General features: G+C 70.7%; 8 protein-coding genes. 3 read left to right on the forward strand and 5 right to left on the reverse strand.

Annotated elements, in window-relative coordinates; genetic code table 11:
- Window positions 1–28 precede the first annotated feature (28 nt).
- The 4 genes from BDK92_RS04295 to BDK92_RS04310 all read right to left on the reverse strand — a co-directional run bounded on the left by BDK92_RS04295 (window position 29) and on the right by BDK92_RS04310 (window position 6,561).
- On the reverse strand, window positions 29–589 hold the full coding sequence (locus tag BDK92_RS04295; RefSeq protein WP_121154788.1) for a sigma-70 family RNA polymerase sigma factor: 561 nt from the start codon (window positions 587–589) through the stop codon (window positions 29–31).
- Window positions 590–621: 32 nt separating this feature from the next.
- Complete coding sequence (locus BDK92_RS04300) at window positions 622–3,177, reverse strand: right-handed parallel beta-helix repeat-containing protein (RefSeq protein WP_147456901.1); 2,556 nt, start codon at window positions 3,175–3,177, stop codon at window positions 622–624.
- Window positions 3,178–3,268: 91 nt separating this feature from the next.
- A complete protein-coding gene (locus BDK92_RS04305) occupies window positions 3,269–4,864 on the reverse strand; it encodes a S8 family serine peptidase (RefSeq protein ID WP_170208482.1) in 1,596 nt (531 codons plus the stop codon).
- On the reverse strand, window positions 4,861–6,561 hold the full coding sequence (locus BDK92_RS04310; protein ID WP_121154795.1) for an RICIN domain-containing protein: 1,701 nt from the start codon (window positions 6,559–6,561) through the stop codon (window positions 4,861–4,863). Before BDK92_RS04310 ends, BDK92_RS04305 begins: the two co-directional genes overlap by 4 nt.
- A gap of 729 nt (window positions 6,562–7,290) precedes the next feature.
- Here BDK92_RS04310 and BDK92_RS04315 point away from each other — a divergent pair.
- The 3 genes from BDK92_RS04315 to BDK92_RS39575 all read left to right on the forward strand — a co-directional run bounded on the left by BDK92_RS04315 (window position 7,291) and on the right by BDK92_RS39575 (window position 12,579).
- Window positions 7,291–10,131: an ATP-binding protein gene (locus BDK92_RS04315; protein ID WP_121154797.1), complete on the forward strand. Its 2,841-nt coding sequence runs from the start codon at window positions 7,291–7,293 to the stop codon at window positions 10,129–10,131.
- Between the two features lie 123 nt (window positions 10,132–10,254).
- Complete coding sequence (locus BDK92_RS04320) at window positions 10,255–11,943, forward strand: SGNH/GDSL hydrolase family protein (protein ID WP_121154800.1); 1,689 nt, start codon at window positions 10,255–10,257, stop codon at window positions 11,941–11,943.
- A 399-nt stretch (window positions 11,944–12,342) separates the two neighbouring features.
- A complete protein-coding gene (locus tag BDK92_RS39575; protein WP_211349072.1) occupies window positions 12,343–12,579 on the forward strand; it encodes a hypothetical protein in 237 nt (78 codons plus the stop codon).
- 204 nt (window positions 12,580–12,783) lie between these two features.
- On the opposite strand, the gene BDK92_RS04330 is transcribed toward BDK92_RS39575, so the two are convergent.
- Window positions 12,784–13,557, reverse strand: coding sequence for an ADP-ribosylation family protein (locus BDK92_RS04330; protein WP_170208483.1), 774 nt, complete (start codon window positions 13,555–13,557; stop codon window positions 12,784–12,786).
- Window positions 13,558–14,197: the final 640 nt, after the last annotated feature.

Genomic DNA, 14,197 nt, shown 5'->3' on the forward strand with positions numbered 1-14,197 from the left:
TCGCCGGCCCCGGCCACACCGGGCGAGGTCAGTTCGGGGCGCTGCCGGTCACGCCGTGCCGACCCAACGCCCGCTGCAGCTCGCGGGCGGCGTTGTGGGTGCGTGACTTGACGGTACCCGGCGGTACGCCGAGCAGCCCGGCCACCTCACGGTGCGTACGGTCCTGGTAGTAGACCAGGAGCAAGGCCTCGCGGTGCACCGCCGAGAGGCTGCGCAGCGCCGGCTCCAGCATGGCCCGGTCCAGGGCGGCGTCGTACAGGCTGTCCGCCGGCTCCCAGACCGTGGCGGTGACGTCCTCGGCGACCTCGGCGGGGCGGGCCGCCATCCGTCGGGCCTGGTCGATGCAGAGGTTGTGGGCGACCCTGGAGAGCCATGCCTGCGGCGACCGGGCGCTGGCCACCGAGGCCAGGTTGCGCCAGGCCCGCAGCAGTGTCTCCTGGACCAGATCCTCGGCGCGGTGCGGATCGCCGGGGACCAGGCGCCGGGCGTACCGGTGCAGCGCCGGGCAGCTCTGCGGCACCAGCACCCGCTCGTACCAGGTGGCCAGGTCGGTCTGGGTCGGCTGAGGATCGCACTCGAGGGTCGTCATCGGATACCTCATCTCTGGCCGGACGAACCGCCTCAGGCAACCGAAGCGGCGGCGGGCACGTCGGACGCGGTCAGCCGCAACAGGTCGTCCGTCGACGGGTCGGCGAGGTCGGCCACCCGCTGCGCCTGGTGTTCGGTCATCCGCTGGAAGACCTGCCGCGCGGCGCGACCGTTGCCGAACCCGTGGCCGTGGTCCATCCCGGCGAAGAGGGCGTGTACGGCGGCACGCCCGTCGTCGGCGAGCCGGTACTCGTGCTGCCGGCACTGGACCTCGACGATGTCGGTCAGCTCGGTGGGCCCGTAGTCCTCGAAGGTCAACGTCCGGGAGAACCGGGAGGCCAGACCCGGGTTCGACGCGACGAAGCGGCCCATCTCCAGCGGGTACCCGGCCACGATCACCACCACGTCGTCCCGGTGGTCCTCCATCAGCTTGACCAGGGTGGCGACCGCTTCCTGCCCGAAGTCGTTGGTGTGCCCGGGCGGGACCAACGAATAGGCCTCGTCGATGAAGAGCACCCCGCCGAGCGCCCGCCGGAAGACGGCCTGGGTACGGGGTCCGGTGTGCCCGACATACTCGCCGACCATGGTGGTCCGGTCGGCCTCGACCAGATGGCCGCGTTCCAGCATGCCCAACGCGGCGAGCAGCCGGCCGTAGAGACGGGCGACGGTGGTCTTGCCGGTGCCGGGGTTGCCGGCGAAGACCAGGTGTCGGCTCAGCGGCGGCGATGCCAGCCCAGCCTCCTGACGGCGGCGCACCGTCCGCATGAGTTTGACCTGGGCCTGTACGTCCTGCTTGACCCGGTCCAAACCGACCAGCGAGTCCAGCTCGGCCAGCAGTTCCGGCAGGTCGGCCTCGGTGGGTATGGCCACCTCGGCTACCGCGCCGGTCCCGGCCGGCGGGGTGCCGGCCACCGCGGGCGCAGCCGCTGCCGCCGGATCACCGGGGTGGCCGCCGGCGGCGAGCGCGGTCGGCGGCAACAACGACCTGGTCACCCCGGTCAGCCGGATCTCCTCAAAAGCCGGTTTGGCCCGCGGGTCCACGTCGACGTCGAGTTCGGTGTCCCGGATCCAGGCGCGGACGACGGCCGGCGTCGCCCCGGCACCGACATGGATCGCCGGGTACGCGCTGGCGGTGAACACACAGTCGACGTACCGGCCGCCGCCGCCCTCGGCGACGAACAGCGCGTTCTTCGCCCCGGCCGTGCACGACGTGGCCGTCACCTGCGGTTTCGCCCCGGTCCACACGACGATGCCGGAGCCCTCGGCGTCGCGCACCGCGCACCGTTCGACGGTGCCCCCGCTGTCCTGCTCGAAGACGATTCCGGCGGTGCCCGCACGGTCGATCCGGCAGTCGGTCAGCTCCACGGTGGCGCCGACGCCGACCTGCACGCCGGCCCGGCCGCTGGCGTCGACCACGCACCCGGTCAGCCGGACCGGCCGGTCCGCGCCCACGACCACCCCGTTGCGGTTCGCTGCCAGCACGGTGCCGGTGGCCGTCACCTCGGCACTGTCGGCGGTACTCAACCCGGCCAGCCCGCAGCCGTGCACCCAGCCCCCAACCAGTTCGGCGCGGCCTGCCCCGATGGCGTGCAGCCCGTGCTCCGCCGACGGCCCCACCCAGGCGCCGGTGGCGGTCAGCCGGCCGGCACCGCCGACGTGCAGCACGCTGTAGGTCGAGTCCCCGAGTACGGTGTCGGTGAGCGTCACGGTGCCCTGGTCGGTGACAAAGAGCCCGTTGCCAGCGCAGCCGCGCACCGATCCGGCGACGACGCCGACCTCGGCCTCGTCCCGGCACACCAGGCCGGTCGCGCCCGTCCGGTCCACGTCGCAGCGGGTCAGCACCAGCTGCGACCGGTCGGCGGCGACGACGCCCGCGGCGGCCGGTGCGGTCAGCCGGCAGCCGGTCAGTTCCACCCGGGTGGTGCCGGAGGCGAAGACCGAGTCGCCACCGCTGCCGGAGACCGCGACGTCCCGCCCGGTGACCGACGCCGACTCCTCGGCGAGAATCCCGTTGCGGCCGGCCGCGACGACCGCGCCGCCGGCCAGCTCCAACCGGGCGCTACCGCGCGCCCGTACGCCGGAGCCGGTGACCGGGCCGATCCAGGTCTCGCGGAGCGTGACCTGCGCCGAGTCGCCAGCCACCACGCCGATGCCGTCGATGTCGGTGACGACACAGCGCTCGAGCAGGACGACGGTGCCGCCGGTGGCGTACAGGCCGGCCAGCCGGGCACCCGTCAACCGACAGTCGCGCAGCACCGGGCGGGCCTGCCCGGTGACCTCGACCCGGCCGCCGTGCAGACCGCAGCCGACGAATTCGGCGCCGCCGTCCTCGATCCGCAGCAGCGGTTCCGCGGGGTCGGTACCGGTCAGCGTCAGGTCGGTCAGGGTCGCCGCGGCGGTGACCCGCACCGGGGTGCGCGGCACCAGCGACACGCTGCCCGGCCCCCGCTCGGCCCGCAGCCGCACCGCGCGGTCGACGAGCAGTTCCTCGTGGTAGAGACCCGGCGCCACCAGCACGGTCTGCCCGTCCGAGGCCGCCCGCAGCCCGGCTGCGATGCTCTGCGCGGCACCTCGTTGTCCGGGTGACACCCGGACAACGTCCGAACCGGCGCCGGCCCGTCGGCCCCCGAGTACGCCCCGTACCATCATCCACCCCCGCCAGACACCGTCGGTCCGGTGCTCACGGCTGCCCGCTGCGCACCAGGTGGTCCGCGTCATCGGGGCGGCCGGCGAACGGGTCGTCGGCCTGTTCCACGGCCAACCGACGCCGCGTGCGTGCCGTCCGGTAGCGGCCCCAGAGCCACCCGGCCGCGAGTAGCGTCCCGATCGCGGCGAGCACCGCCAGCACCGCGGGCCAGGAGACCGGCTGGCTACGCCCACTCCGTTCGACGACCGTGCCGGGCAGCTCGCCGTCGACCAGCGGGCGGATCACCGCAGCGTACGGGTCGAGCCGCCCGACGCTCCCCTGACCGGCGTCGGCTCCCCGCGCGGCGGTGCTGATGAGCTGCCGGCCGATCTGTCCCGCGGAGAATCCGGGGTGGGCGGAGCGGACCAGGGCTGCCGCGCCCGCGACGAAGGCGGCGGCGTACTCCGTACCGGTGGCGACGTAGGACCCGGTACCGACCGCTCCGATGCTGCGGACTTCGGTTGCCGGCGCGAGCAGATCCACCGATCCGACCGGGTAGTCGCTGGTCGGCCGCTGGTCGCGACGAAGGCCCCCGACGCGGACCAGGCCCTCCGCCGGGGCCACGGTGGACTTTCCGGCCGGGGCCGGCGCCACCACGAGTACATCCCGGCCGATCGCCTCGTCGACCGCCGAGCGGACCGTGCGGTCGGTGACGTCGACGGACGCGCCGAGCAGGATCACCTTCGCCCCGGTGGCCACCGCGACCTGGATGGCGGTCACGGCCGCCGGTGGGCTCGCCGCGACGCCCCGGTCCACCAGCCGCACCGGAATGATGACAGCCTTCGGCGCCACCCCGACCTGCGCGCCGCCGGCCCCGTCGTCGGCGGCGACGATGCCCGCCAGTGCGGTACCCGAGCCGACGCAGTCGGTGTCGCCCAGGCCGTTGCCGGAGACGATGTCCGCGCCCCGTCCGAGCCGGTCGCCGAGTTCCGGCCGACCCGCCGCCACACCCGAGTCGATGACCGCCACCCGGACACCGGCACCGGTGGTGGTCCGCCACACCCGCTCCGGAGCCACCAGGCGCTGGCCCCAGGTCGAGTTGTCCGGTGGGGCGGCGACAATGGTCGGCCGACAGTGGGAGCGGTCGGAGACCGGGGAGCCGGAACCCGTCGGCCGGCCGGCGCCGGGTTGCGGTCCAACGGGGACACCGGGCGTCTCGCCCCGCCCCGGTGCGCTACCCGGATTGGCCGCCTTGGGCGGGCTCGGCGTCGCCGCCGCGCTGGGCAGCACCCCGTGCCGCAGGCCGGTGCCGATCGCGTCCCAGGGCAGCACGAGGTGCCAGCCCCCGTTCAGCCGCCCGGGATCGGTCAGTCGGCCACCGTCCGGCTGCCGGCGACCGGTGTTGAGCTCCAGGATCTCGCCGGCCCGCTCGGCGTCGCCGAGGAACCGGGCGGCGATGGTCCAGAGAGTCTCCGGCTTGCCCTGGTACGACGCCTGCACCGTGTAGTAGAGGACGTAGGGCTCGACCTCCGGACCAGCCGGCGCGGCCTGGGCGGCCCGGAACTCCGTCACCGCGAGCGTGCTGGCCGCCGTCACTGCGGTGAGCGCCGCCAGCCCGGTCAGGGCCACCCGGGCCAGTGGCCCGGTCACCAGTTGGCCCTTCGGATCAGTGCCCAGTCGTGGTCGTCGTTGGCCTGGCAGCTGAACACCTCGATCCTGGCCTCCAATCCACCAGTCCCATATCCGCCGGTGACGTCCAGGCAGAGGTTCGAGGCGGTGTTGATAACCCGGTAGAACTGGCCCTTGCCGGACTTCACCGTCGGCTGCAGCCGCCAGTACTGGTTCTCGTCGTCGAAGCAGCCCGTCTCGTACACCCCCGTCGCCAGCGAGACCGAGCTGGTGCCGGGCAGGTCAAGGCAGTACTGGGAGGTGACGCTGCGGATCCAGTACAACTGGTTGCCGGCGCCGTCGACCCGACGCGGGACGAAGGCGTACTCCTGGTTGTCGGGGGTGTGCGGGGAGCAGAGGTTCTGGTGGACCGTCCCGTCGCGCGGCCCCGGGCCGGTCCCCGGAATGTCCAGGCACATCTTGGTGGCGAAGTTGTAGATGAAGTACGGCCCGTACGAACGGTTGTCTGCGGCGACATCCTTGGCATTGACCGGTGGCTGGTCGGAACCGTTCTGCGCCGGGGTGCTCGGTTGAGTCGGCTTCGGCGAAGACGGTTTGGCCGGCGCGGTCGTCGCACCGGTTGTCGAGCCGGGGGTCCGCTCGGGCGCGGCGGTCGGGCTCTTCGACGGGCCGGCGGGCCGGGTCGGCGGTAGACCCTTGGCGTACTCGGTCTCGAAGCGGCCCACCTGCTCCGTCAGCGCGGTGATCCGTTCAACGCCCGGCACGTCGGCCAGCGAACGGATCGTCGGGTCGCCGCGCAGGAACGCCGCCAGCGCGAGCGGGTAGTCGTCCGGGCCGGTGCCGGGTACGGCTTCCAGCAGCGCGCACATGGTCTCGCCGAGGGCCGGCACCGCCGAGGCGGGCGTCCACGGCGAGGCCTCCGCCGACGGCCGCACGTAGGCGACCCACACCTGGGGCAGGAACTGCGCGATGCCCTGCTCGCCGGTCGGGCCTAGCCGCTGCGGGTCGAACGCGGAGGTGGCCATCAGCTGCGCGGCGACCCGGGCCGGCGGCAGCTGTGGGCAGACGGCCCCGGCGGCCCGGATCAGTTGCAGGTACTCGTCGGGCACCGGCAACGGCGTCGCCGCTTCGGCGACCCGCTCCGCCACCATCGGCGGGGTGGTCTCGGGCACCGCGTCACCGCTGCCGCCGAAGGCCGGCTGCAACGCGTACCAGATGGCGTACCGTTCCACGGTGTCGACGTACTCGAGGGCGCCGGTCGGTACGTCGCCAGCCTCGACGACCGGCTCCACGCCGACCCGATGCGCCGCCAGCGCCAACTGCCACCGGTCACCGTCGAGCTTGAGCACCCGGATCTGGCCGACCAGTTGACACATGTGGTGGGCGAGCGCAATGACGCTGGCCTCCCGGTCACTTGGGGGCGCCCCGTCCCACGGCGCCCATTTCTGCCACACGGTCGGCACGAGCCCGGCGGTGCCCTGCGCTCCGACGGCCCGCACCGCCTCGACCGGGGTGGCGGAGAACCGGGAGGCGGCCATCACCTGGCCGGCCAGCCGCGCCGGAGTCAGGGTGGGGCATGCCGTAGCGGCCTCGGTCAGCAGCCGTACATCGGCGTCGGAGACCCGGGCGCCGGGCAGCGGCTGCCCGGCATCGGCCGGGCGAGGGGCCACAGACGCGGTCAGTGTGACCATCGCGGCCAGCCCCAGGGCTGTTCCCACGAGCAGCCTGTGGCCGGTCCTTCCTGACATGCTCATCCGGGTCGTTCTGCTCGGCACCGGCCCCCACACCTTCCCCAGGATTGTCCGTAATGGACATGCAGCAAGCTAGATGCCGGCGGCATGGAGCACAGGCAACCGAAAAAGACATCACCGTGAATATTGGATGAATCAACGGATTGGCACCGCGTCGCCCTCTGGTGCTGGGGACATGGACCGGGGTGCGTCTGGCCGCCCCACGGAATCGTTCGAAGTCCTGCGGACCTCCCAGAAGGCGCTGAGCATCGTCCAATACTCCTTCATGCTGAATCCGATGCTCCCGAAGAAGGGCTGAAACAACTCACTCGCGTGGAGGTATGCGGCACGGGCACCCGCCGTGTGATTATCGCGGACGAGCCCGCCGCTGCGGCTCCGCCCGACGAAACCGGGCACCTATCCGAGCATGAAGCTGGTCCAACTCCGCATGCCACCGTGCCCACCGTCGTGCCGATTCCGTGCCGGACCGGACGCGCGCTCGTCGTCTCGGAAATCCTGGTACGAGCAGGTCGACGGATCGTCATCGGAAGGCCGACGAGGAGCCGTTCCGGTTGTGCTCCCAGCTGGCGGGAGCAAACTGGGCGCCCGGTTCGCGACGCCACCACGTCACACTCCCTCCTTGCCTAGTCCCATCCGCGCTCGGCGGGCTAGGCTGAGCGTCGCTACTACCTTCACTCACCGGACTGGACGTTCAGGGTGGAATGGCCGACGGGGCAACACGGCAGGTTGATCGGTCGGGACACTGAGCTCAGCCTTCTCGCGAGCGCCGTGTCGAGCGCGGCGGGCGGAGCGCTACGGGCCGTGGCGGTGCGTGGTGATCCAGGGATGGGAAAGACCCGTCTCCTCGCCGAACTGGCCGATTTCGCCCGGGCCCGTGGCTTCGCCGTCTATCACGGTCAAGCGACCGAGTTCGAACGCGACGTACCGTTCGGCATCTACATCGCCGCGTTCGAACCCCAGCCAGGTGATCCGAACCGGGGCGCGCAGGATGCGCTGACCGAGTTACTGCTGGACGCCACCGGGCCGTCCGAGGCGCGGCGCGCGGGGCTCGACCGCTACCGGCTCTTCCAGCGCGCGCGTCGGCTCATCGAAGACCAGGGGGCCGCCAGCCCGGTCGCCATCGTGCTCGACGACCTGCACTGGGCGGATCCGTCCTCTGTGGAGCTGACCGAGTATCTGTTGCGCCGGCCGCCACGGGCGCCGTTGCTGCTCGCCACCGCGTACCGTGCGGCGCAGGTGCCGGCGGGCATCGCCCGGGCCGTCGCTCAACTCGGCGACGCGACCGTTCACATCAGTCTCGCGCCGCTGGGCGAGACCGACGTGGCGGCGCTGTTGCCGGAGGCCGACCGTGGCCGACGACGACTGCTGTACCGCACCACCCATGGAAACCCGCTCTACCTTCAGGTGCTCGCCGACGCCAGCGTGGCGACGCTCACCGCCCTCGCAGAGGCCGGTGACGCCGCGACGGGCGCACCCGAGCGGGCACTGCTGGACGTACTCAGCACCGAACTGACCGCCCTGACGCCGGATGTCCGGCAGGTGGCATGCGCGGCGGCAGTGGCCGGCGAGCCGATCTCGTTGAACCTCGTCGCGTCCATCACCGGACTACCCGAGGCCGCCTTCGATCACGCCATCGACCATCTGGTCGGCGTGGGCCTGGTAGTCGAGGCCGACGCCGCTCTCCGGTTCCGCCACCCCCTGGTTCGGGCGGCGGCGTACTGGATGGCCGGCGCGGCCTGGCGGTCGCGCGCGCACGACCGGGCGGCGGAGTACCTGCGCGCCAAGGGCGGCCCGCTGCAACTGCTGGCCCACCACACCGCACGATCGGCGCAACACGGCGACGTGCAGGCGGTACGGACGCTGGAGGCGGCGGCCGCGGCGGCACTGGACGCCGCGCCGTCCACCGCCACCCGGCTGCTACGGACCGCTATCCGGTTGCTACCGGATGACGAGGGCCGGGCCGAGTGGCGGGTCCAACTGCAATGGGCACTGGGGCGCGCACTGGGAGTGACCGGCGATCTGACGGCCAGCCGGCAGATTCTGCAGGAGGTGATGCGGGCGCCGGGCCCGCTGCGGATCGCGGCGGTGGGCTTCTCCTCGATGATCTATCGCCTGCTCGGCGACTTCGACGAGGCGAAAGCACTTGTCACCACCGAGCTGACCCGGCCGTACGCGCGCGACCGGTCTACCAGCCTGACCCAGGTCGGGCTGGCCGCGGTCGAGCTGATGGGTCGGGAGCCGGGAAAGGCACGGTTCGCGGCCGCCGTCGCGCTGCGCTCCCTGACGGACACCGACGACGAGGCGCTGGAGTCGGCCGCCCGGGCCATCCACGCGCTGGCCAGTCTGCGCGACGGCGACGTGGTGGAGTGCCGGAGTGAGACCGACCGGGCGGCGTGGCTGGCGGACGCGATGACCGACGAGGCGCTCGCGCCACACCTTGAGCTGATCGCACCGCTGGCCTGGGTCGAAATGCACCTGCGACGGTACGACGACGCGTCGCGACATCTGCGCCGCGGGCTGGACATCGCGTACCGTGCCGGGCGGAGCCACAGCGTGCCGTACCTGCTCATCGTCGTGTCCGCGTTGAACGAGCGGCAGGGCCGACTGATTGAGGCGGTGACCGCCGCCGAGGAGGCCCGCGAGGCGTCCCGGCTGATCCACAGCCCGGAGACCCTGGCCATGTCCAGCATCCTGTTGCTGCGTCCGCTGCTGTGGCGGGACGGACCACGGGCCGCCCTCGAACTGGCCGAACGGATCTCCGGCGCCCGACCCCGGTCGGGCTGGTGGTCCGGGCTGGGACAGCTTGACCGTGCACTGGTGTACGCCGAGGCCGGGCAACCGAAACGCGCTCTCGTCGCCCTAGCCGAAGAGGACCCGGCCGACGAACTGACCAGGACGTACTGCCTGGCCCTCCAGGCGATGGCCACCGCCGCAACCACCGCTGGTACCCGGTCCGAAGCAGGTCCGCTCGCCGAACTCGCCCTTTCCCGGGCGATGACGTCGGGTCTGTCGCATCAGTTGGGTTTTGCGCACCGGGCGCAGGCGAAGGTGTTCATGCTTTCCGGATGGTCGAAGGAAGCAGTCGCTCACGCGGAACAGGCCGCCGCCCATTTCGTCGCCGCCGGTGCGCCGGTCGAGGAGGGGCTCACGCGGCAACTCGCCGCCGAACTGTATGCCGCCCAGGGCGCGGTCGCGCAGGTCCGCACCGAGCTAGGCCGGGCCAAATCCCTGTACGCCGCCGCCGGGGCGGCCTGGCTCTCCGCCGCGTTGGCACGCGACGAACGCCGACTGGCCGCCCGAGCGCCCCGGGGGCAGCGGCAACCGGCCAATCCCGTCGCCGCGCTCACCACCCGGGAACGGCAGATCGCCGACCTCGCGGTGAGCGGTTTGACGAATCAGCAGATCGCAGAGCGGCTGCACCTGAGCCCCAAGACGGTGGAGGCTCACCTCTCCCGTACCTTCGCGAAACTCGGCGTCCAGTCGCGCGTCACGCTCACCCAGCACCTGACCGCGGACGCGCAGGCCCGGCAAGACTGAGCAGCCGCTGGTGGGGACGTCGAGTTGATGTAGGGGGTGGGGTAGGGAACCGCCCGATGCTAGCGATGGTCGATGTGGAGCATGCTGCTGCGGCAAGCCAAACGACCATCAAGGGATGTGCACATGTCACCCTTTCGTGTCACCAGACGTACCCGGACCCGCGTGGTCCTGACGGCGTTGCTCGCCACCCTGGGGCTACTCCTGCCGGCAGCCATGGTCAGCGCCGATCCGATACCGCTGCCGCCTCGGCCGCCGTTTCCGTCACTCTCGCCACTACCGCCCGGCTATCCGTTGCCGCCGAACCCGGGGATCCCGCGGCCACCGACCCTGCCGCAGTGCCCGCCGACCTGTATCAGCCTCGGCCCGGAACCGTACGACGCCGTCGTCTACGGCGACAGCTACACCAGCGGTGAGGGCGCGAGCCATAACCACAGGTACGTCACGAAGGCCGACGGAACGGAGGACTTCCGGCACCAGTCCGGTCTCGCCCCGTTCTCCGTAGCGTGGGCGGCCCTGGAGATGGGCCGGCATCCGTTCCGGAGCATGAATCTCACCTCGGAGACGATGCCGGCGGTTGTCACTCGTGACCGTCTCTTCTTCAATGCCTCGTCTGGGGCGTGGATCAAGCACCTTGACGAGCCGCAGAAGGAATGCAGGTCCTGCTCGGCCATCCGTAACCAGCCCCAGGCCCAGGACGTCCCGACCATGGCGAAAATCGCCTACTTCGGGCTCGGCGGAAACGACGCCGGCTTCGCCGACCTGGTCAGCACGGCGGTCGAGGCGTACATGAACCCGAGAACCGGCGGCTTCCGGGTGCAGGCATGGGAGCGGGACCAGGAGCAGGCGGTGGCCGTAGAGGTGGGCCGACTGCAGCCGCGGATCGACGGCCTCAAGGACAAGGTCGCGGACGGGTTGTTCAGCGTGAAGGAAACCCATCCGGTAGCCGAGATCGTGGTGTCGCTCTACCCGATGGCGGTCAAGCAGTCGGGTAACATCGGCATCCGCGAGGTCACCGGCCGGAGCATGGACCTGATGTATCCGTTCGCGGTCAAGGTGAACCAGGCCATCCGGGACGGGGTGGCACTGTTCGAATCCCGGTATCCGGGGACGAAGGTCCACGTCTTCGACCCGAACACCGCCGGGCCGAACGGAACGAGCGTGGTCGCCGGACACGAGCTCGGTCAGCCCAACTCGTACATCCAAGGGCTCGTCTACCGCAACGACCTCTTCTTCCAGGGACAATTTTTCAAGTCGTTCCAGGAAAGCTTCCACCCGAACGAGCTCGGCTCGGTGGCCATCGGCAGGGCGCTCGCGACCTTCATGGCCGGAAAGTTCCCGTCACTCTTCCCGAGCGGGCCGAACTTCGACAAGGTGACCGTCAACGCGCAGCCGTTGGCCACGTCGGAGGAGGAGGCAAACGCGGCCCTTCAATACGCGGCCACGAACCCGACGGACGTGTGCGAGGAAACCGAGATTGACAGCGTCTGCCGATTCATCACCCCGACCGGCATCGTGATCCAGCACGACCTCTGGTTCAACCCGAACTGGCGGTCACCGACCGGTGGCAACCCGGTTCCGGGCGGTTCCGACCAGGGCTCAGGTGGGGGTGGTGGTAACGGGGGTTCAACCTGGATCCCGGTCGACTACATTCCGAAGGACCCGTGTGACATCTTCTATCCAACCTTCGCTCAGTATTACACCGGGGTGCAGATCCAGGGCGGACCGCTGCACATTCCGATGAGGATCGATGAACTCCTTTCGGTCCCCACGAAGCCCAAGTGCATCCCGGGCATCGGATTGGTCTACGAGTAACCGTCGCACATAACGGCCACAGCCACAGCCGCCGCCCGGACCGGTTTGGTCGGGGCGGCGGTGCTGTGTCAGCAGTTGCCGAGGTCGGTCCACCTTCATCCAGTTCAGCCACCAGCCGCTCGCCGTGCCGGTGTCCTCCACCCGGACGTCGATCCTCGGGAATGTGTCGGCGTCACCGACGTGGGAGGTGAAGGCGGGTCGATGTTGAGGTTCCCCCGGTAGCTCGGAGAACATCAAACCCTCCGCGTTACCCGGGGGACATCAAGCCCGAGGCCGGCCTGTTCACCCTCGCCCCGCCACCGCCGTCCACGTAGCCTCACGAACAGGGCCTCTAACCTACAGCCAAACCCACAACGGACATACACTACCGAATCACCCTCTCGCACGACGCTGACATGGGTGGAACGTCACTTCGGCTACGCGGTCGCTCGGACGTACGCGGGCCACGACGGCAAAAACGATGCCGGCACGACCCCGACCTATGTCCGCGCCGACGTGTACGAGGTGGCACGCGCGCTGGCGATGTTGACCAGCAAACCCACCCACTCGCGGTGCCAACGACCGGCGATCGCTGGATCGGCGCATCGGCTGCTCGCCCCCAGGTCCTCGGCAAAGTCGTCGGGTGACGCCAGGTAGATCCACCCAGCGGTCGGTTGCTCGTGGGCGTCATGCCGACTGGCTGCGGCGATGTTGGTGACGCCGGTCACGTGTGGTGCAGCGCAGCATTGGCCAGATCGGCCATGATTTGGGGACCGCCCGTAACCCGGCGGACGCAACCCCAACAGTTGGGACAGATTCCGGCACGAGCGGTGGCCCGACCAGCATCGTGGACGGTTGGGGTCAGAGCTGATCCGGCGCAACGAGCACGTTGACGGAGCGCAGGTCGCGATGCGCGGCGTGCACCTCGACGATCTCGGCCAGAGCGTCGCGGCCCAGCGCCCGGTAGGCGCCGGCAAGGAGGTCGCGGGACTGGGACCGGTACTCGTCGCGGTCCACCCAGTGCAGCTCGCCGCCGAGGGCGAGAGCGAACGCGGGCTCGCCACCGGCCAGTTCCCGCTCGGCCTGCGCGATCCACGCCGCAGCCTGTGGCGTGCCGGTTTGGAAGCCCGAGATGCGGTCGTACGACTTGGTGAGGCGCGCTTCCCCGCTGCGCGGGGGCAGTGCCGGGAAGATCGAGATTCCGCCGGACGGCCGCGCCACCGTCGCCCAGCGCCGCTCGCCGTCGCTCTCCAGCGCCTCGCGGTCCGCCGTGGCGAACCAGTCCAGCGCGGCGGTGAGCGGCCGCAGCAGCTCTGCCTCCTCGCTGGTGTCGCCGTAGTCGGACAACACTGCGCGGACGTTCCAACGGAACTCCTCCAGCAGGGTTGGGGAGCGGTTCGTCCATGTCTCGGCGGAGTCCCGGGCGTAGTTGTGCACGACGAACGACGGAAGCTCGGCCGGATCGTCGTACCAGAGCCCGTAATGCAGGCCGTCGGAGCCGCCCATCAACACGGTCACGAACTCGGCCGGGTCGCGCCGGAATCGGCCGTTGAGTCGCTCGTCCAGCCCGTCGCGGCCCACTAGTTGCAGACCGTCCTCGCCGAAGTACTCCGTAAGACCGAACGGGCTCACCATCAGGTAGTCCAATGCCTCCCGCTCAGCGGTGTCAACGCTCTTCCAAAGGGCACAGAACACGGCGAGGTGACGAGGGAGTCGCAGACCGTATACCTGCCGCACCTTCGCTGCGACTGCGGGGAATCGTTCCCACATCGTCAGAAGCGCCGTCTGGCGTCGGGCATCATCGCTCACCGCAGCATGTTAGCCACGTGCGCCATGGCCGAGCGACAACGTCTGCTACCGGAACGCACGACGTTCGACGTCGGGAGGGCGACCGTACCTCGGGCACTTCATGGCCCCACTGCACGTCAGCCGGATGCTGATCTACGCACGACCAGCGCCCGGCGCAGCCAGACGGCCGCGCCAGTCCTTCACCTGGTATCCGCGGCAGCCGCTGACCTTCCTGGTCGCTCGGCCACCGCGCACGCCCGGGGTCCTGCCCGTTACCCCAGCCGGAACCCACCCACGCCGCCCGTCGAAGACGCTGGGCGGCGTGTCATCCAACACCGCACATATCTACGGTCACAGAACAAGCCACCCGTGTCGCGCATCCTGGTTCACACCAGCGGATGCGACTCGCCGGTAAGGGCCGCCAGGCAGCGGCGACGGGAGTGTCTCGCTAACGGTGTTTCCGGTGATCTTGGTTAGTATGCGCCCG

It is taken from the genome of Micromonospora pisi (assembly GCF_003633685.1).
In the GTDB taxonomy this organism is placed as follows: domain Bacteria; phylum Actinomycetota; class Actinomycetes; order Mycobacteriales; family Micromonosporaceae; genus Micromonospora_G; species Micromonospora_G pisi.

Bases quoted from the DNA above. Each gene is read 5' to 3' on its own strand.
- BDK92_RS04295 (WP_121154788.1), bottom strand. From the start codon at position 589: ATGACGACCCTCGAGTGCGATCCTCAGCCGACCCAGACCGACCTGGCC.
- BDK92_RS04320 (WP_121154800.1), top strand. From the start codon at position 10,255: ATGTCACCCTTTCGTGTCACCAGACGTACCCGGACCCGCGTGGTCCTG.
- BDK92_RS04330 (WP_170208483.1), bottom strand. From the start codon at position 13,557: ATGGTGAGCCCGTTCGGTCTTACGGAGTACTTCGGCGAGGACGGTCTG.